The organism is Nocardia sp. CDC519 (assembly GCF_059509835.1).
Genome location: NZ_CM183377.1, coordinates 6,396,232 through 6,414,020, shown reverse-complemented (window position 1 = coordinate 6,414,020; position 17,789 = coordinate 6,396,232). Strand labels below are relative to the sequence as shown.

At 67.1% G+C, this 17,789-nt stretch carries 18 protein-coding genes and 1 pseudogene; 4 read left to right on the top strand and 15 right to left on the bottom strand.

Features of this window, described 5'->3' with window-relative positions; all coding sequences use genetic code 11:
• Positions 1–81: 81 nt before the first annotated feature.
• The 4 genes from AC5W7N_RS29480 to sdhC form a co-directional block, all read right to left on the bottom strand.
• On the bottom strand, positions 82–855 hold the full coding sequence (locus AC5W7N_RS29480; RefSeq protein ID WP_163817104.1) for a succinate dehydrogenase iron-sulfur subunit: 774 nt from the start codon (positions 853–855) through the stop codon (positions 82–84).
• Positions 855–2,621, bottom strand: coding sequence for a succinate dehydrogenase flavoprotein subunit (gene sdhA, locus AC5W7N_RS29475; RefSeq protein WP_085996156.1), 1,767 nt, complete (start codon positions 2,619–2,621; stop codon positions 855–857). Before sdhA ends, AC5W7N_RS29480 begins: the two co-directional genes overlap by 1 nt.
• 16 nt (positions 2,622–2,637) lie before the next feature.
• Positions 2,638–3,069, bottom strand: a complete 432-nt coding sequence (locus tag AC5W7N_RS29470; protein WP_163817106.1) for a succinate dehydrogenase hydrophobic membrane anchor subunit — start codon at positions 3,067–3,069, stop codon at positions 2,638–2,640.
• An 86-nt stretch (positions 3,070–3,155) separates the two neighbouring features.
• Complete coding sequence (gene sdhC, locus AC5W7N_RS29465; protein ID WP_195020678.1) at positions 3,156–3,554, bottom strand: succinate dehydrogenase, cytochrome b556 subunit; 399 nt, start codon at positions 3,552–3,554, stop codon at positions 3,156–3,158.
• 311 nt (positions 3,555–3,865) lie between these two features.
• Here sdhC and AC5W7N_RS29460 point away from each other — a divergent pair.
• Positions 3,866–4,015, top strand: a pseudogene (locus tag AC5W7N_RS29460) (cytidine/deoxycytidylate deaminase family protein); the annotation flags it as partial.
• 288 nt (positions 4,016–4,303) lie between these two features.
• On the opposite strand, the gene AC5W7N_RS29455 reads toward AC5W7N_RS29460, so the two are convergent.
• Positions 4,304–5,353 carry a peptidoglycan-binding domain-containing protein gene (locus tag AC5W7N_RS29455; protein WP_495922895.1) on the bottom strand — a complete coding sequence of 350 codons (1,050 nt, stop codon included), beginning with the start codon at positions 5,351–5,353 and terminating at the stop codon, positions 4,304–4,306.
• 129 nt (positions 5,354–5,482) lie between these two features.
• Between AC5W7N_RS29455 and AC5W7N_RS29450 the strand changes: the two genes are divergently transcribed.
• Positions 5,483–5,707, top strand: coding sequence for an XRE family transcriptional regulator (locus AC5W7N_RS29450; protein WP_495922894.1), 225 nt, complete (start codon positions 5,483–5,485; stop codon positions 5,705–5,707).
• Positions 5,708–5,738: 31 nt separating this feature from the next.
• On the opposite strand, the gene AC5W7N_RS29445 is transcribed toward AC5W7N_RS29450, so the two are convergent.
• A complete protein-coding gene (locus AC5W7N_RS29445; RefSeq protein ID WP_495922892.1) occupies positions 5,739–5,975 on the bottom strand; it encodes a DUF7240 domain-containing protein in 237 nt (78 codons plus the stop codon).
• A 68-nt stretch (positions 5,976–6,043) separates the two neighbouring features.
• The gene (locus AC5W7N_RS29440) at positions 6,044–6,787 is read right to left on the bottom strand and encodes a hypothetical protein (RefSeq protein ID WP_495922890.1); all 744 of its coding nucleotides are present in this window, start codon (positions 6,785–6,787) and stop codon (positions 6,044–6,046) included.
• On the opposite strand from AC5W7N_RS29440, the gene AC5W7N_RS29435 reads away from it, so the two are divergent.
• The gene (locus tag AC5W7N_RS29435) at positions 6,746–7,231 is read left to right on the top strand and encodes a GvpU-like protein (protein ID WP_495922889.1); all 486 of its coding nucleotides are present in this window, start codon (positions 6,746–6,748) and stop codon (positions 7,229–7,231) included. The genes AC5W7N_RS29440 and AC5W7N_RS29435 overlap by 42 nt on opposite strands.
• 245 nt (positions 7,232–7,476) lie before the next feature.
• Here AC5W7N_RS29435 and AC5W7N_RS29430 read toward each other — a convergent pair whose 3' ends face one another.
• On the bottom strand, positions 7,477–8,097 hold the full coding sequence (locus AC5W7N_RS29430) for a DUF7172 family protein (protein WP_495922888.1): 621 nt from the start codon (positions 8,095–8,097) through the stop codon (positions 7,477–7,479).
• The gene (locus AC5W7N_RS29425) at positions 8,094–8,681 is read right to left on the bottom strand and encodes a DUF7172 family protein (protein WP_495922886.1); all 588 of its coding nucleotides are present in this window, start codon (positions 8,679–8,681) and stop codon (positions 8,094–8,096) included. Before AC5W7N_RS29425 ends, AC5W7N_RS29430 begins: the two co-directional genes overlap by 4 nt.
• A 17-nt stretch (positions 8,682–8,698) precedes the next feature.
• Between AC5W7N_RS29425 and AC5W7N_RS29420 the strand changes: the two genes are divergently transcribed.
• Positions 8,699–8,872: a hypothetical protein gene (locus AC5W7N_RS29420; RefSeq protein ID WP_495922885.1), complete on the top strand. Its 174-nt coding sequence runs from the start codon at positions 8,699–8,701 to the stop codon at positions 8,870–8,872.
• Between the two features lie 5 nt (positions 8,873–8,877).
• Here the strand turns inward: AC5W7N_RS29420 and AC5W7N_RS29415 are convergent, their stop codons facing one another.
• The 6 genes from AC5W7N_RS29415 to AC5W7N_RS29390 are packed head-to-tail and all read right to left on the bottom strand — an operon-like array spanning position 8,878 to position 17,769.
• Entirely contained in the window at positions 8,878–9,492 is a 615-nt protein-coding gene (locus AC5W7N_RS29415; protein WP_495922884.1) for a DUF7172 family protein, read from the bottom strand.
• On the bottom strand, positions 9,492–10,157 hold the full coding sequence (locus AC5W7N_RS29410; protein WP_495922883.1) for a hypothetical protein: 666 nt from the start codon (positions 10,155–10,157) through the stop codon (positions 9,492–9,494). Before AC5W7N_RS29410 ends, AC5W7N_RS29415 begins: the two co-directional genes overlap by 1 nt.
• Positions 10,154–11,167, bottom strand: coding sequence for a hypothetical protein (locus tag AC5W7N_RS29405; protein WP_495922881.1), 1,014 nt, complete (start codon positions 11,165–11,167; stop codon positions 10,154–10,156). Before AC5W7N_RS29405 ends, AC5W7N_RS29410 begins: the two co-directional genes overlap by 4 nt.
• Complete coding sequence (locus AC5W7N_RS29400; protein WP_495922879.1) at positions 11,164–12,411, bottom strand: sugar transferase; 1,248 nt, start codon at positions 12,409–12,411, stop codon at positions 11,164–11,166. The genes AC5W7N_RS29405 and AC5W7N_RS29400 overlap by 4 nt, the downstream gene beginning before the upstream one ends.
• Before the next feature lie 3 nt (positions 12,412–12,414).
• Positions 12,415–12,573: a hypothetical protein gene (locus AC5W7N_RS29395; protein WP_495922878.1), complete on the bottom strand. Its 159-nt coding sequence runs from the start codon at positions 12,571–12,573 to the stop codon at positions 12,415–12,417.
• 12 nt (positions 12,574–12,585) lie between these two features.
• Positions 12,586–17,769: a phage tail protein gene (locus AC5W7N_RS29390; RefSeq protein ID WP_495922877.1), complete on the bottom strand. Its 5,184-nt coding sequence runs from the start codon at positions 17,767–17,769 to the stop codon at positions 12,586–12,588.
• Positions 17,770–17,789 lie beyond the last annotated feature (20 nt).

Sequence of the window (17,789 nt, the reverse complement as noted above, 5' to 3'; positions counted from 1 at the left end):
CAAGCGAACGACGAAGGCCGCCTTCCCGTTTGGGGAAGGCGGCCTTCGATCAGCCGGTGGATCCGGTGGGATCCGGGGAGCTCAGCGGGCGAACAGCAGGGCCCGCTTGACTTCTTGGATGGCCTTGGTGACCTCGATGCCGCGGGGGCAGGCGTCGGTGCAGTTGAAGGTGGTGCGGCAGCGCCAGACGCCTTCGACGTCGTTGAGGATGTCGAGGCGTTCGCGGGCGCCTTCGTCGCGGCTGTCGAAGATGAAGCGGTGGGCGTTCACGATCGCGGCCGGGCCGAAGTAGCTGCCGTCATGCCAGTACACCGGGCAGGACGTGGTGCAGCAGGCGCACAGGATGCACTTGGTGGTGTCGTCGAACCGGGCGCGGTCGGCCTGGCTCTGGATGCGCTCGTGGGTGGGCTCGTTACCTGTGGTGATCAGGTACGGCTTCACCGCGCGGAACGCGTCGAAGAACGGCTCCATGTCGACGATGAGGTCCTTCTCCACGGGCAGGCCGCGGATCGGCTCGACGGAGACGGTGATGGACTTGCCGTTCTTGGGCAGCATGTCCTTCATCAGCACCTTGCAGGCCAGTCGGTTCACACCGTTGATCCGCATGGCGTCGGAACCGCACACACCGTGGGCGCAGGAACGCCGGAAGGTGAGGGTGCCGTCCAGGTAGGACTTGATGTAGATGAGCACGTTCAGGAAGCGGTCGGTCGGCAGGACCGGCACCTGGAACGACTCCCAGTGCGCGCCCTTGTCGTCCTCCGGGTTGAACCTGGCCACCTTCACGGTGATCATGGTCGAACCCTCGGGCACCGGAGCCGGCTTCTGCGAAGAGGGTGCTTCGGCAACAGCAGTCATCAGTACTTACGCTCCATCGGCTCGTAGCGGGTCTGCACCACCGGCTTGAAATCGAGGCGGATGTCGGACAGCAGGTCCGTGCCCTCCTTGTAGGCCATGGTGTGGCGCATGAAGTTCACGTCGTCGCGATCCGGGTAGTCCTCGCGGGCGTGGCCGCCGCGCGATTCCTTGCGGTTGAGCGCGCCGACGACGGTGACCTCTGCCAGCTCCAGCAGGAAGCCGAGTTCGACGGCCTCGAGCAGATCGCTGTTGTAGCGCTTGCCCTTGTCCTGCACCGTGATCCGCGAGTACCGCTCCTTGAGCGCGTGGATATCGGTGAGGGCCTGCTTGAGCGTGTCCTCGGTGCGGAACACCGACGCGTTGTTGTCCATCGACCGCTGCAGTTCGGTGCGGATGTCGGCCACCCGCTCGTTGCCGTGGTCGGACAGGATCAGCGCGAGCCAGTCCTGCACCATCTTGGCCGGGTTCTCCGGCATGTCGACGAACTCGGTGCGCTCGGCGTATTCGGCGGCGGCGATGCCCGCGCGACGGCCGAAGACGTTGATGTCGAGCAGCGAGTTGGTGCCGAGGCGGTTGGCGCCGTGCACCGAGACGCAGGCGCATTCGCCGGCGGCGTACAGGCCGGGCACGATGTCGGTGTTGTTGCGCAGCACCTCGCCGCGGATCCGGGTCGGGATGCCGCCCATCACGTAGTGGCAGGTCGGGAACACCGGCACCAGTTCCTTCACCGGGTCAACACCGAGGTAGGTGCGGGAGAACTCGGTGATGTCGGGCAGCTTCTCCTCGAGCACGTCCTCGCCGAGGTGGGTCACGTCGATGTAGACGTAATCCTTGTTCGGCCCGGCGCCGCGGCCTTCGAGCACCTCGAGCACCATCGAGCGGGCGACGATGTCGCGCGGCGCGAGGTCCTTGATGGTGGGGGCATAGCGTTCCATGAAGCGCTCGCCGTCGGCGTTGCGCAGGATGCCACCTTCGCCGCGGACCGCCTCGGAGATGAGGATGCCGAGGCCGGCCAGGCCTGTCGGGTGGAACTGGTGGAACTCCATGTCCTCGAGCGGCAGGCCCTTGCGGAAGACGATGGCCATGCCGTCGCCGGTCAGGGTGTGCGCGTTCGAGGTGGTCTTGTACATCCGGCCGGAGCCGCCGGTGGCGAACACGATCGACTTGGCGTGGAAGACGTGCAGGTCACCGGTGGCGAGTTCGTAGGCGACGATGCCGGTGGCCACCGGACCGCGCTCGGTCTCGGTGAGCACCAGGTCGAGGGCGTAGAACTCGTTGAAGAACTCGACGTCGTGCTTGACGCAGTTCTGGTACAGCGTCTGCAGGATCATGTGGCCGGTGCGGTCGGCGGCGTAGCAGGCCCGGCGGACCGGGGCCTTACCGTGATCGCGGGTGTGGCCACCGAAACGGCGCTGGTCGATCTTGCCCTCGGGGGTGCGGTTGAACGGCAGACCCATCTTCTCCAGGTCGAGCACCGCGTCGATGGCCTCCTTGGCCATGATCTCGGCGGCGTCCTGGTCGACGATGTAGTCGCCGCCCTTGACCGTGTCGAAGGTGTGCCACTCCCAGTTGTCCTCTTCGACGTTGGCCAGCGCCGCGCACATGCCGCCCTGCGCCGCGCCGGTGTGGCTGCGGGTGGGGTACAGCTTGGTCAGCACCGCGGTGCGCGCCCGGGGCCCGGCCTCGATCGCCGCACGCATACCCGCGCCACCGGCGCCGACGATGACGACGTCGTAGCGGTGCTCCTGAATCCGGGATTCACTCATCGGAGGTGGCCTGTTCCTAACTGATGTTGGGGTCGAAGGTGAAGATGACGTAGGTGCCGACGCCCATGACCAGGATCATCGACAGCACCAGCAGCGTGTTCAGCCAGAAGCGGGTCGAGTCCTTGCGGGAGTAGTCCGCGATCACGGTGCGCAGCCCGTTGCCGCCGTGCAGCTGAGCCAGCCACAGCATGGCCAGGTCCCAGATCTGCCAGAACGGGCTGGACCAGCGGCCGGCCACGAACGCGAAGTTCAGCCGCTTCACGCCGCCGTCGAGCAGCAGCATGATCGACATGTGGCCGAGGACGAGCACGATCAGTGCCAGGCCGGAGAAGCGCATGAACAGCCACGCGTACTTCTCGAAGTTGCTGTTGGCGCGTGCGCGCGGGGAGCGGGGCAGATCCAGGCTCGCCGGACGGTCGTACGACTTGCCGAGTACAGGTGCGCTCATGCCAGTACCTCGCTGGCGCTCGGCACCGACATGACCGCAATGGCGGCTGTGTTCATGATTCGCTCGCTTCGCTCACTCATGGGTTATCAGTGCTCCGTGAACAGTAGGTAGAACATCCGACCGATAGCGGGCACGAGTAGCACGACCAGCAGGCCGAGGATGCCCCAGAGCATCTGGCGCTGGTAGCGCGGGCCCTTGGACCAGAAGTCCACCAGGATCACTCGCACACCGTTGAGCGCGTGGAACAGCACGCAGAAGACCAGGCCCATCTCCATGAACGCGACGATCGGGTTCTTGTAGGTCTCGATCGCGTCGTCGTAGACGGCGGGGCTGACGCGCACCAGCGCGGTGTCCAGGACGTGGACGAAGAGGAAGAAAAAGACGGTGACGCCGGTGATCCGGTGCAGCGCCCAGGACCACATTCCGGGGTCGCCTCGGTACAGCGTCTTCCGCTTCGGCTGAGCCGGAGCTTCTATCGTGGTCATAGAGTGCGGTGCCTCCAACGTCGTTGATGGACCCGGTCGCAGATCCGACGCCGGCGCTTCGAGCCGGAAATCCGGTGCAAACCAGCTCGCGGCCACCAGGAGTTTTTCGCTTGTGGCTGCGCTCCGGCCCGCCGCCGGGAACCTGAACCGATCTGTTGTTGGACTCTAATCCTCTCCGAATCGCGGAACTAATTCGGAGTGCCGCGCGTTGCGTGCATTTCCGGTAGGTTAGGGTTACCTTTCCCGGTGGGTGAGGGGTTGTGCGGTGGTTCGTCCATGCCCTGGTGCGGCCCGTTCGAGGGGAGTTCGGGATGACCGAAATCGACTGGAAACTCCTGCGTGACAATGCAATTGGAGTAATGCGCAAAGCGTATGCGCCGTACTCGCGGTTTCCGGTCGGTGCGGCGGCTCTCTGTGCCGACGGCCGAATTGTGAGCGGTTGCAATGTGGAAAATGTCTCAATCGCAACACGATAAGCTACCCGAGAGTAGCTAAAGGTTGCGTCGGATTGCCACGGGTTTCATCGGATTTTCTCCGGTTTCGGACCCTGTTCCGGGGGCCGTTCGCGACCACAGCGACCACAGCGCCGCCCCGCGACAGCGCCAACGGGCAATAAACGGGCAACGCCGGGCCAGGAAACCAGCCCCTGACCCGGCGTTTCCCTCACAGGACGAACGCCCCAACGATCGTGACGACAGCCCCCAGGATCTTCACCCAGTCACCGCCGTCCAACCGCTCCAGCATCGCGCTCACTCCGAATCACCTCCCTCCCGCCGCAGCAGCAGCTCACCGAGCGCATCCACCGGCAACCGGCCCACCGGCCGCCCATCCGGCCCCGGCTTCGTCCCCAGCACATCCGGCCAACCGGGGAAGCTCTTCGCGACATCCACCTGAGTGCGCGCCGCGTCCAGGTAGTGGAGGTCCCGCGATCCAGTCAGCTGCTCCCGAATGTCCTTCACGTCGCTGATGAGCGGGTCGAGGTATCCCTTCATGAACGCCGTCAACGCGGTATACAAGCTCGTGTCGGACACGCGTGGCTCCTTCATCGCCAGGGCCCAAGTCTTCGGGCCGATCAACCCATCCGGCAGCAGACCGGCCGGGATTTGGTACTCGATGGCGCGCGCCTTCGTCGCCGCACCGTAGATGCCATCGGCGGGGATGCCGGCGGCGCGCTGCCAACGCCGCAGGCCCTCCACCCATGCCTCTGGTTCCCCGGCGCGGCCGGAGATGGATTCCTCCGGTCCTTCGTAGGGGCCGTAGTAGTAGCCCGGCGGCAGCGGGAACGCGTTCGGATCGACCGGACCCACCGGACCAGGGAAGTACCAGAAGTCGTTGAACAGCGCCGAGTTCCACGCGCGCGCCACGTTGCCGGGCGGGTTCGTCGCCCGCGAGCCGGGGGAGGACAGCAGGACACCGGGCCAGCCGCGCGACTCGAACGCGTACTCGCGGCCGTCGATGAAGAACGAGCAGGCGGTGTGTGAGTTGGGTCCGCCGCCACCGTGCTGCAACCCGACCCGCAGCGGCGCATCGGCGGGGATCGCGGCCGCCGACGACGCCGGCAGCAACCCGCACGGCGCCGGCACCCGATTCATCCGCGCCAACCGCAGCGTCTCCGTCGACCCGTAGCGGCGGTATGGGTCGCGGCCGTCGAGGATCGCCGCCGCCGAAAACACCAACCCAGAGCAGTCAGTCGAATCCCTGGTGTTCGGGGAGAACGCACCCCCGTAGGCGTACGGCAGACCGTGGCGGGCCTGCGCGAACCCCAACAGAGAGGTGAGCCGTTCCATCGTGGTCGCCATGCCGCGCACCGTAGAAAACCGGGGTGCAACCACCCCGCCGCGTCTGTGGTGAGGGCCACCCTCCACGAAACCGATACACGGAATACCGCTATATACGGGTATGGTTGTGTGTGAAGGAAGGAGGTCACCGTGGCCGTCACATACCTAGGGCTCCGGCTGTTCGCGCACCGCGTCGGCATCGAACCCGGCACCCTCAAGAACTACAAGCTCCCACCCGCCGACGCCATAATCAAGGCCGAAGGCCGAGACACCCGCGGCTGGCTCCCCGAAACCATCGACGCCTGGAACGCCCGCCGCCCCGGCAGCGGACGCCCCGCCGACGCCAAATGGAACATCCCCCCCGAATACCGGTAACCCCCGCCACCACGGCGGGGGCCACCTCTTCCTATTCGAACCCGGCGGCCATCCTCTGGAACGCCGCGAACGAATCCTGCTGGTCCTCCACATCGAAACCAGGCGGGTCCGGCCGCTCCTCCGCCACCGTCCCGCCCGGCGTGATCGCAGGGCGGGACGGCCGGTAGGCCTTACGCCACCACGATTCCAGCTCTTCCTTGCTCATGGACTCCGTCAAAAGCACCTCAGCCACATCCAGGATGGCGTGCATATCCGGCAACTGCCGCAACGGGTCAGGTATCCCCGCCAAGATCAGCCGGCCCCGGATCGTGCGCCAATTGTGGACAGCGAACGCCGCTAGTGCTTCGACGGCCCGGTAGGGCGGGCAGTGTCCTGCGTCGCGATCAGCTTGAACATTTCCTTGTAGTCGTCCATGTCGAACTCGCCGTCCAACATCAGGTCGAACATCTTCGCCTGCGACATCAACGACATATGCCGGTCCACAAACTGCCGATACATCCGCATCTGCGTCGCCGCCGGCAACGACGACGTACTCATCATCGTGAACGCATTCACCGCGGCCGGCTCGGCGCGCCTGATCTGGAACGTGTGGCCCTTGTGCTCCACGGTGTCGTGCTTCCACAACGGGTACGGGCTGCCCGCGTCATCGAGGATGAGGGCACCGTTGTCGTCGGTCTCCCACTCGCCGCGCCGGTACGGTTTTCCGTCCGGGTCGAGGATCGGGTTGCCGTCCGCGTCAACGTGATAGGTGTCGGCGTCGGCGGCCGCGGTGGCTTCGGCTTCGGCGAGGTCGCGGTCGGCGCGCGCGGCGAGGGCGGCGGCCTGCTCGGCCTGGAACTCCTCACGCTCACGCCGCAGCGCTTCTGCCTGAGCGGCGAGGTCTTCGGCACCGCTCGGCGGCTGAATCGTCATCGGGTTTCTCCCATCCTTGGCTGCCCTGATCGGATGACTGGGCGCACCGTAGGTGGGAGGGGTGAAAGCCCAGGAAGACAGCGGTAGGAGCTGGCGATGTCGGTTCCTGCTGGCACAATCCGCCGCATGACCGAAGACACCGCCGCCGGCGAACTCCCCGAAGACCATTACCCCGACCTCAGCGACACCAAGGACTGGTTCGGCGCCCCTGACCGCACGCTCCAAGAGATCGCAGACTTCGTGAACTCGTTCGGGCACGGCACATCTGTGACTCTCGTTCTGCCTGGGTCCGTCGTGTCTGGCGACGCGGCATCTGTCGACAGCTTCTACCAGGAGGCAGCCGAACAGCATCGAGAACTGATGACGCGAACCGATGACGAAAACATCCAGACGCTGATCGATGCGTTCGCGCGGATGCTGTACGAACGGCCCGCCGAGGAGTACGTCCAGCGGCGTGAGCGCGAGAACATGACACCCTCCACGATGATTCGGCACCTGCACCTGCGGGACGTCACGATACGAACGCCAGCAGGGACCATCAACACTCCCCGCCTGCGGGTCCTGCTGTCCGAGGTTTCGGCCTGGTATCCGGGACGGCCGACCACGATCTAACCCCCTCGGGGCGGTACGATCCTGTGTAGGCGGATCGTATGCCGCTCGCTTCGGGTGAGGGTCACCGGCGGAAGCGCGCACCGAAAACAGCGAGAGCAACCAGTCCGTGGGAGTAGCTATCCCGTGACGGGCCAGGAGGTGAAACGCCTCCAGCGGGGCTTGGCTGGCAGCGCAGTTTAGAGGGCCGCACTAGTGGTGCCTCGCGAATCGGGTTCGACTCCCGACACCCTCACCCCGAAGCCCGCCTACGGGATGACCGGCACGCTGAACAGGTCGATCCTGACCGGCCCGACCTTGCCGACGCGGTGAGGTACGGGGTCGCCCCAGAACGTTGTGTACCAGTCGATTCCCCACGCGGCGGTGTACCAGGACACCTGCACGCGGGCCTTCATCTGCTGGCCCGGCGGCAAGGTCACCACGTCGCCGATCGGCACGCTGTTCGTCGGCTGCCGATCCTCCAGCAGCACATAGATCGCCGCGACCGGCCCGGACGGTGTGGCGTTGGCGGAGCCGAAATCCGGGTAGCCGCGGACTCGTGACTCCTCGGTCAGGGTCGGGTCGGTGGGTGCGGCGCCGAACGAGGTGCCCCACTGGTAGCGGATGACCAGGTGTTTCAGTCCGTCGAGCACGTACCGGACCGGGCCCTGGGTCATGACCGCGTACACCTGTTGCGGCACACCGGTGTCGTTCGTCCAGACCGCTTGTGTGGTGAACAGGGTGGTGCCGGGGGAGGCGTTGTTCGCGGGCGTGAACACCGCCCCGCCACCCTGTGCGGTGGCGCGGTGCTCCCACTGCCACTGGCGTTTCGGCGATATCGCCCCGCCGGTGGTGTCGAAGAAATCGGGGTCGACGCAGGGGTAGGTCATGGTGTGGCCTCCGGTGCCGCGAACAGGCGCAGCCGCACCCAGTAGGCGCGCACCACCTGTAGCGCTTGGTTCGGTGCCCGCCAGGAGCCGGGCGTCGTATACAGGGCCGCGTAGCGGACGTGCACGGTCTCGCCGGCCGGGACGGTGCCGATCTCGTCAGTGCGCACGCTGTCGTCCCAGCCCCGGAACAGCCTGGTGTACCCGACCTGGTTACTGGAGAACGGGGTGGTTTGGCAGCGGGCGCCGACGCCGTTCTCCGCGGCGAACGGGGCGGGCGCGTTCGGGGAGACAGCAACATCCCAGGAGATGGCGTCATCGAGGGCGTAGGTGTTCGGGTTCGCCGCGATCACCACGCGCGGCGCGCGGTGGGTGCCCAACCACACCTGTTGATCGGTGCCGGTGTTGTTGGCCCAGGTCAGCTCGGCCTCGATGAACGGCACCGGGTCGGGTGCGCGCTGCACTTCGCCGTCGCGGGTGGAGGTGACGAACCGCTCCCCAACGATCCTGGGCAGCCAGCCATCCGAAAACCCGGTCCCGCGTGGCCCGCTCAGCATCCATTCACTGGAGCAAATCGGGATGCTCATGCGGCTATCCTCTCGGTATGGGCGACGACGAGCCGGTCGACTACGACGCGATACGTCAGCGGTTCCCCTGGGTCGGGCTCGCCGACACCGGCGAGGGCGACCTCTCGGCCCGGTACCGGGAAATCATGGCCAGCGCGCGCCGCGACCGCGAGATTGTCGAGGCCATCGAGGAAGCGCAGGGCCGCCGGTAGCACGGTCATCGCACCCCCTCATCAGCGGTCGGGAACGCCCACAACCGCAGCTTCACCCCACGCGCATACGCCTCATGCAGAGGGTTGTTCGCTGACGCATTGTTCGACCACGGCGGCGGTGTCCACACGTACGCCCTGTAGTGGACGTTCAGCGTCGACCCTGCCGGGAGTTCGTACCATTCCTCGGACGCCGACACCGGATAGTCCTGATGCACCCTGCCGTAGACGGGCTGAGCGACGTTGTCGGTGCCGATGTCGACGCCGAGCGTGCACAGCGAGTTGACCAGGTTGTAGCCGTCCGGCACCCGCGCGGGCCGGTCTATCGCCCAGTTCCAGGAGTCCCATATCTGCACGACGTTGGGGTTGGAGCAGATGATGGTCCGGTACGGGCGGATCACCTGCAACCGCATCATCGAATCGAGCGGGCTGTCGGATGTCCAGCTGATCTGCGCGTTCACCATCAGTCGGCCCGGCTGGGTGGTGAGGCCGGCGCCGGTGATCGCACCGTCCCCGCTGGATGTCGCGCTCACCTGGGCGACCATGCGGGGCGCGGACCATTTCGCGATCCCCAGCTCGCCGCCGACAATCGACGCGTTCCGCGAAACGCAGACTTGGGGCATCAGCGGCTCCTTTGCGACATGACCAGCGACAGCTCGGTCGGCACGGCCGGGGTGAAAAACGCTGACCCGCCGATGGTTCGCGCCGCACCCGCATACGCGAACAAGCTGACGGACTGCCCGGCGTTGAGCAGCATCCGGCCGAGCACCTCAGCGGACGGCCACGGGTTCCCGGCGTCGGAGGCGCGGCCACCGGCCATGAACACCTCATCGACCACGATGCCCGCCGCCATCAACGCCGAGCCCGTGTTGAAGTGCACGGTGCCCGAGACGGTGTAGTAGCCGGTTTCGGGGACGGTGATCGCGTCGAAGGTGGTGCGGCCGCCGGTCCAGTCGCCGCCCTGCTCGATACGCACCCCGTCGAAAATCACCGCGGCCCCCGCCGCCGGGATCGACTGTCCCGCCATCCGGGTGACGGTCACCTCCGGCAACACGTCGTCTTGGATGGAGTCGGGGTCGTTCTCCCCACCCGCCGGTGGCCGCGCCAGGACGACGCTGCCGCCTTCCACGTAGGAGGCGATGAGGCTGCCGTCATCGGCCGCCGACAGCACCCACGGCCCGATGCGCTGGGCGGTGGGGTTTTCCAGCGAGTCCAGGCGGCGCGTGGTTTCGCGCGCCCATTCGGCGTCGTTGGTGGCCTCGCGTACAGGTTCGGCTGTGCCGCTCATTCGACCACCTGCCCGCCCGCACGCTCCAACTCGTCCGGGATTTCCGGCGTCGACAGGGTTACCGATACCTCCATGCCGGTCGATGACCCGGCCACCTGCACCTTGTCCACGCGCAGCACGCTACGTATCCCCAGTGCAGTCACCGCCACATGAACACCCGGCACCAGATCGTCCAGCTCGATCGGCGCATCGGGGGTGAGCGTCGCGGGGGAGGGAACGATCAGTTCGTCGCGGATGCGCGCCGACCTCTGCACCCGGTCAACCGCCGCCCGCTGGATGTTGTTGACGCCTTCGAGGTCATCGAGGCTGACGATGCCTTGGAGGCGTAGCCCGGCCATGGGGATGTATTCGGTGTGCGCGAAATTCTTCCCCTGCAACCGCACATCGTTCTTCGTCCGGGCACCGGAACGCCGCACCTTGGCGCCGGCGGTGAGGTCGCAGTCGGCGAGCTCGGCGACGACCTGGATCGGGTGCACCCCGAACACCATGCGCCCCTTGACGTTGGTCCAGCGCAGGCCCATCTTCACCATCTCGGCCATGTCCTGCTGCACCATCCGCTGGTCGGCCGTGACCGATACGTTGTAGCGGGAGTGGTTCGGGTTCGGCGGCAACACCACCGGATCACCCGTCAATCGTTGGATGCGTTGCAGGTCGCGCCACATGTCCGCCGCGATGGGGGCGACGTCGAGGCCGTCCCAGCGGCGGGTGGTGGGGGTGCGGGTCTCCCACATGAAGCGGGCCGGGTCCCGCGCTTCGAGGGAGAGGCTGGTGCGGTCGCGTTGGGCGTCGATGATCGGGCCCACCCACTGCAACGCCTGCCCATGCCAACACGACACCCAATGCGTCCACGGGATCACCTGCTCGGCCAAATCCTGGATCGGCGCATTCAGCGACAGTCGGGAGACTTCGCAGATTTCCCGCGACCATGTGTAGTCGGTGGGGCACTCCACCACACCGAGCGCGACACCGTCCGCGCCGTGCACACCGAACGCCGCCTGCTCCAACCTCATGCCCGCCCCCGAACCTGCACCTGGACGGTGTAGTCGGCGCCCGGCTCATGCTGGGCCACCAGCTCCCAGCACTGCGTCCGATCCAGCACCGTCGCCGTCCACGGCGCACCCGAAGGCGTCGACACCACACCCACCTGCCGCACCTGCTGACCACCGATAATCCCGTACGGCCGCCCCACCACCGAATCAGCGACGACGGTCTCGCCCGGCTTCAACCCCGCCACCGACAAGAACCCGGTCCGGTCACACGCATCAGCCGACCCGCACGGCCGGAACCAGAAATTGCCGGAGAACACCTCGGTGTTGGCGGTGATGGTGAGGGTGACGGCCTGGTCGGTGCACAACATGCCGGCCGCGGCCGGGATTTGGGTGACGCGGGTTTCCACCTCACAGATCGGCGTACACCCCGAACACACCGGCGGCTGGATCGCGCGCACATCCACCGTGGCGGGGACGCATGTGGCGGAGGTCAGGACGGGGATGGTGTCGCAGGCGGCGGGATCAGAACAGTTGGGTTGGTGGGCCCACTCGATGCCCTCCACCACCGTCGAATCCCACACCACCGCCTCCACGCTGGCCGGACCGTACGTGTAGGGGTCCATGACCGCGAACTCCCAGTCCACGTTGAAGATCGAGCCCTGCCGGTTCTCCACGTTCCGGCGGTTCGAGGTCTTCGTCACTGATACCTCGCGGGTCAACACCACCCGGTTCATGGTGCGCCGCAACATCTGCGGATCAGCCGCACTGTTTTCGGGATGGGCAGCAAGGTATTCCAGCGTCGTCCCCGACAATGCCTTCGCCGGGCGCATCCGGCAGTCCAACCACTCCAGCCCATACTGGGCGCCAGCGTTCGTGCAGGCGATGATCAGGGCCTCCACCCGCACCGTCCGATGCGTATCCCGGTGCGGGCCCGCGACCCCACCCGCACAGATCGCGTCGTTCACCGCCCGATCAACCGGCGTCGCGCCGAACCCCTCGGTGGAGGTCACCCAGTAGCCCAGGAACTCCGCCGACTGCGGCATGGACGGGTCGTACCAGGGTGCGTTGGTGATCAGGTACGGGCCATCACCCAGGAACGCTGGCATCCCCGGCCACGAATCGTCATAGGAGACGAAGTCGGCCCGGCACGCGCATTGTGCGAGGGCTTCTTCCATCGACTGGGGGATGTCCGGGCGGGCGTGCGCGATCAACCGGGACGTGTTGGTCAACTCCACCCCGGCCAGGGCCAGGTATCCGCGATACACCCGTCAGTCCTCCGCATTCACGGTGATAGTGGGCGGGGTCGCGCCACCGAGCACGGCACCCCACAACACCGCCGGTTGCGTCGGACCTACCAGCGGTTCGCGGGCATCGGGGTCGGAGAACGACCGCTGCCCCAGCTCGGTGACCTGCCTGTCGATATCCACGATTGGCTCCTCCTACAGCAGGCTCAGCAGGTTCGATTGGATCGCGCGGCCCGCGCCCGGACGCTCGTACACGGTGATCGGGGCGTTGACGGTGCGGTTGCCACGCTGCCCCTCCAGCGCCGCCACCAGCCGGTCGAAGCTCTCGGTCTGCCGCGGCGACAGGACGCGTTCGGGTTCGATGGTGTTTTTCGGCATGAACCCGATCCCCGACGCCACACCACCGGAGTCGAACGAGTCGATGGCCGCACCCGCGCCCACCGCGAGGATCGACGTGAACACCGCCGCCGCGCCCGCCAGCGCCGCGCCGACGACCGCGCCGATGGCTGCGCCGATGACGGTGCCGATGCCGGGGATGATCGACCCGATAGCGGCGCCGATGGCGGTGACGGCGAGCTGGATCATCGCGCCGAGCACAGCGGTCAGGATCGGCAACAACACGCTCAGCACGAGGTACCGCATGACCGCCTTCATCAACTCGCGGTTCAAACGGTTCATCTCGTTGAGCACCAGCTCACGCGAGGACTCATTGCGCTGCATGAGTTCGGCCGTATCCGCGACGATGCGGCCGGCCGAGTCGAACGCCGACACCTGATCGCCCCGGAACTCGCGCACCTCTTCGAGGGTGTTCTGGAGGGTGTCGAGTACTTCGATTTCGACGCCGGTGAGGCGGACGATGAGGTCGACCAGCGGGCCGCCGGAGATGTCGCGGCCGAGCACACCCCGGCTGTTGTCCACCCGCGACGGCCGCTGCTCGAGGGCGGCGTTGGCGATGTCCTGGGCGACCTTGTTGAACGCCTGCGTCGCCGAGTTCGCCACGCTGACGACAGCCTCCGAGATCGCGGACGCCGCATCGAACGCGCTGCCGGGCGCACCGAACGGTGGCGGCGGTGCACCCGTCGCCGGATCGGTCCCGACGTCCAGTCCTTCGACGGCGGCGGTGGTGCGGTCAGTGCCATCGGTGACCTGCTCGAACCCCGCCCCCAACATGTTCTTCACGACACCGAGCGCGGCATCCATCGCCGACTGCACAATCGGGGTCAGCACTCCACCTGAGAGCCGGTGCGCGACATCCTGGATTTGGTCGCGCAGCTGCTCGGCCTGCTCCACGATCACCCGGTTGCGGTCGGACTCACTGCGCTGCAACAGATCGCGGGTGTCCGCGAGGATGCGGCCCTGCTCGTCAATCGTGACCTGCTGCGCCAGAAACGCCGTATCCGTGGCTTCGCGTTCGGGGCGTTCGGCCGGCGCCGGGATCAGCGCGGTGAGGGTGTCGGTGACCGCGCGCCCGATACCTGCGCCGAGGGCGTCGATGACGCTGGTGCCGAATGTGGCTCCGGCCCCGGCGATCTTCTGCAACGCCATGACCAGCGCCTCGAACAGCGCGGTCTGCTCCGGCGACAGGACGCGTTCGGGCGCGATGATGTTCTTCGGCATGAACCCTGTGCCAGTGGCGATACCACCAGAGTCGAACGGGTTCAGGGCATCCAACGCCTTGCGGGCGGTGTCGCCGATGCCTTCGATGACGGTCTGCGCGCCCTCCCACGCCCCCGGCAGCAGATCACCCAGGCCAGGCACCTTGCTCGCCAGGAACTTCACCGACTCGGTTTCCGCCCACGACAAGAACGCCCCAGGGATGCGCTTCCACTCCGGCGGCGGCGAACCGATCACCGAGGTGATCTGGTCGCGGATCGGGCCGGTGACCTGCCGGTAGATGTCGCCGATACGGCGCTCGATGAAACCGGCCTGCTCACTCGGAGACGGCCCCACCGACCCGCCACCCACACCCGGCTGGAAGAAACCGTTGGCGCCGATGGGCAGGTGGTACTGGGTCAGGAAGCTACGGGGGTCGGGGCCGCCACCGTAGTGGACGTTGCCCAGGCTGCCACCGGATTCGACGTTGACCGGCGCCGGGATACCCAGCTTCGGCAGCGCACCCAGGGTGCCGGCGGTGTGGCCGCCACCGGGCCCGCCCGGATCGTCGGTGACACCGATGGTGAAACCGGAGTCGACGCCCGCCACGAATCCCTGCGGCCCGGACGCGCGTTGGCCGCGCCCGAAGCTGCTGGTGGCCCAGTACCGTTTCCACGGGTTCTGGCCGAGGATCGCCGCCGCAATGCTGCCCATGAATCCGGAGCAGTCGAAGCTGTCGCCGACGAACCGGGGCCCGGCCCACTGGTAGTGGCGGCCGTGCTGGGACTTGGCGAACTCGTGGCCGCGCAGCAGCTGTCGCATCCACGGCAGCACCTCCACCGCGCCACCGGACTTGAATCGGGGCAGGATCGGGTCGAACAGGCCCTCTGGGGGGACGTTGCCGATGCCCTTCTCCCGCACCGCCGCCCCATACGCGGAGAGGTTGTTGCGGCCGAGTTCGGAGATGACGCGCCCGTTGTCCCACCGGAACGGGATGCCGCGCGCGATCATGTCGCGGATCGCATACCAGATGTTCTGCCCACCGGCGCGCATGACTTCGGCGGCGGTGACGACGTGCTCGCCGTTGGACAGCCACGCCGGAATCGAATCCGACGTGCCGGAGCCCGGCCCGCGCACCGCGCCACCCGTGGCGAATCCGAGGGTGACTTTCTCCATCGGCTCGATACCTGGCAAAAACCTGGCTACCGCATTCCAGGCCTTGAGTAGGCCCTCGTTCCAGACGGTGTTCACCACGAACCGCACCGGAACCGCCGCGGCTTCCTGGAGGCCGTGCCAGGCCGTCTTGATGCCGTCGACACCGGTTTGGAAGAAGCCCTTCACCTTGTCGATCGCGGTCGAGAAAGCGGGCACCAGGGTGTCGGTGAACCATGTTTTCACGCCGTCGAACTTGGTTTGCAGGTCGTCCCACCAGCCCTTGACCTCGTCAAACGCGGCTTTGAAAACGTCCTTCCAGAACACGATGGCGTCACCGATGACGGTGAAAACCGTGGACAGGGTGTCGCCCATGGTTTCCCAGTTCGAGATCACAATGGGCAGCACCTGCTGCACCAGCCAGGTCAGGGCCTCGATCAGCTTGATCGTGATCGGGGTCATCTCGACCCAGATACGCACCAGCGGCGGAAGGATCTCCGCCGCCAGCTTGGCGAACTCCGGCAGCAACGGCACCACGGCCAGGACGAGGTCAGTGAACGCTGTCACCAACTCGGGCAACACCGGGGCAACCTGTTTGATGGCGTCGGCTATCGCGGTGCCCAGGATCATCGCCGTCTCCGCCAGGATCGGAGCCAGCTGCTCCAGCACCGGCTTCATCTGCTCCGCGAACTGCGCGATCACCGGTGCCAGCGCCTGAGCGATCTGCGAGATAGCCGGTGCCAGCGCTTGAAGCACAACGGAGAACGAGTCGGCGAGTATCGGGATCAGCGGCGACACCGCGATCACCAGGTCCGAAAACGCCTGCGCCAGCGGCCCCATCGCGGGGGCGAGGGCGCGCACCGCGTCAGCGATAGCGGTACCGAGCACGACCGCCGCCTCCGACAGCGGACCGATCATCGGCCGCAGCGCATCACCCACCGCCTTCAGCAGATTCGCGATCACCGGCAGCACCGGCTGCAACCCGACCGCCAAATCGCGGATGAACGCCGACAGGGTGGGCATGATCGCGGTCAGCGAATCCGCGAAAATCCGCCCCAGATCACCGAGCGCGGGGGCGATCGCGACGAGGGCGTCACCGAGGGCCACGAACAGCGGCTGCAACGCGGGCAGCACCCGCGCACCCAGTTCAGCGAACGCGGTCATCATGTCGCCGAGCAGTGGTCCGACACCCTCCAGCGCCTTCGTCAGCCCCACCAGCACCGTCTGGAACAGCCCGCTCTCGGCCATGCCCCGGAACGCCTCACCCAGCGACGTGCCGATGCCGCCGATGGCGCGGCCCAGCCCCTCCATGAACGGCTGCGCCCCCACCGCCAACGCAGCCAGCGAGTCCAGGAAGCCCTGCGACCCTTCCCGCATCCCCTGGAGCAGCAGCCGCGTGTTGTCGAAGGTCGCCTCCAAACCTTCGAGGCCGTTGGCGGACTGGAGGAAATCAGCGAACCCGCGCGCCCCGGCGTTCAGTTCGCCGGCGACACCGACCATGCCGTCCTTCAGCGTGGGCAGCACATCCGTCGCCAGACCGCGCAGCTCGTCCGCGAGGCCCTCGAACGCGGTCTCCTGGACCGACTTGCGTACTTCCTCCCACGCCGGGCCGAGTTCTTGCGCGGTGGTCACGAACTCGCGCGCACTCGGCGCGAGGTTGGCGAGGGCCTGCTCAAGCTTCTGCGCTGATGCCGTGCCGGCGGTCTGCGCCTCCGTCAACGCCGCCTGTGCCTGCGCCACCTGCCGGTTCGCCGCCGCCACCTGCCGCTGCGCATCCAGTACACGCTGATCGGCCTGCGCGGCACGCTCACGCGCCGCCACCACCCGGTCGCTGTTCTCGATGCCCTTCTCCTGGGCCTCCGCCACCTCTTCGGCGACATCACGGCCCTCAGCAACCGATTGGTCGTAGCGCAGCTGCGCCCTCTCCAACCGCAGCAGCGCCTTCTCCCGCCGCGACGGATCGAAAAACGCCTCCGCGTACTCCCGCTGCGCGTCCTTCAGCGCGACCGCGGCCTCTTTCTGGTCCAGCACCGAACCGCGCAACTTGAATTGGAGGTCTTCGAGGTCGTCGCCGGCCTGCTTGTAGGCGTCGGCCAGGTCGTCCTGGGCGTCGCGGGCGTCCTTCTGCGCATCCGACAGCGACCGCTGCGCCGACTCCACACCCTCCAACGCGCTCGTGAGCTGGTTCTGTGCGGAGGCAACGGCTTTCGCCTGCGCTGCCGCCTCCTGCGGGGCCGCCTCGCTGGCGGCCTTCACCGCGTCGAACGCGTCCTTGACCCCCGACAGGGCGACCGCTGCTGTACCGGCAGCGGCGGCGAACGCCGGGCCGAGCGCGGCCGCGCCGATGACCAGGCCACCGACCGCGCCCGCTGCCGCACCGGCCGCGCCACCGATCCCCGCGAGGGCGGCGGTGACCAGACCGGCCTGCCCGGCCGAGCGGCCGAGACCGTCGAGCGAGCTGTGGAGGCGGTCGAGTTGGGAGTGATCGACGTCGACGTTGACGCGGACGTTGAGCGGGCTGCGGTCCAGGTCGCGCTGCACATCCCGGATTGCGGACATGACAGCGCGGCGCAGCTCTTCATCGAAATCTGAGCCGTCCGCGGTGATGGGGATGTTGATGCCCGGCGCCGTCACGCGCGCACAGTGGCAAAGTG

Bases quoted from the DNA above. Each gene is read 5' to 3' on its own strand.
- AC5W7N_RS29480 (WP_163817104.1), bottom strand. From the start codon at position 855: ATGACTGCTGTTGCCGAAGCACCCTCTTCGCAGAAGCCGGCTCCGGTG.
- sdhA (WP_085996156.1), bottom strand. From the start codon at position 2,621: ATGAGTGAATCCCGGATTCAGGAGCACCGCTACGACGTCGTCATCGTC.
- AC5W7N_RS29470 (WP_163817106.1), bottom strand. From the start codon at position 3,069: ATGAGCGCACCTGTACTCGGCAAGTCGTACGACCGTCCGGCGAGCCTG.
- sdhC (WP_195020678.1), bottom strand. From the start codon at position 3,554: ATGACCACGATAGAAGCTCCGGCTCAGCCGAAGCGGAAGACGCTGTAC.
- AC5W7N_RS29455 (WP_495922895.1), bottom strand. From the start codon at position 5,353: ATGGCGACCACGATGGAACGGCTCACCTCTCTGTTGGGGTTCGCGCAG.
- AC5W7N_RS29435 (WP_495922889.1), top strand. From the start codon at position 6,746: ATGACCGAAGACACCGCCGCCGGCGAACTCCCCGAAGACCATTACCCC.
- AC5W7N_RS29440 (WP_495922890.1), bottom strand. From the start codon at position 6,787: ATGGTCTTCGGGGAGTTCGCCGGCGGCGGTGTCTTCGGTCATGCGGCG.
- AC5W7N_RS29430 (WP_495922888.1), bottom strand. From the start codon at position 8,097: ATGACCTACCCCTGCGTCGACCCCGATTTCTTCGACACCACCGGCGGG.
- AC5W7N_RS29425 (WP_495922886.1), bottom strand. From the start codon at position 8,681: ATGAGCATCCCGATTTGCTCCAGTGAATGGATGCTGAGCGGGCCACGC.
- AC5W7N_RS29420 (WP_495922885.1), top strand. From the start codon at position 8,699: ATGGGCGACGACGAGCCGGTCGACTACGACGCGATACGTCAGCGGTTC.
- AC5W7N_RS29415 (WP_495922884.1), bottom strand. From the start codon at position 9,492: ATGCCCCAAGTCTGCGTTTCGCGGAACGCGTCGATTGTCGGCGGCGAG.
- AC5W7N_RS29410 (WP_495922883.1), bottom strand. From the start codon at position 10,157: ATGAGCGGCACAGCCGAACCTGTACGCGAGGCCACCAACGACGCCGAA.
- AC5W7N_RS29405 (WP_495922881.1), bottom strand. From the start codon at position 11,167: ATGAGGTTGGAGCAGGCGGCGTTCGGTGTGCACGGCGCGGACGGTGTC.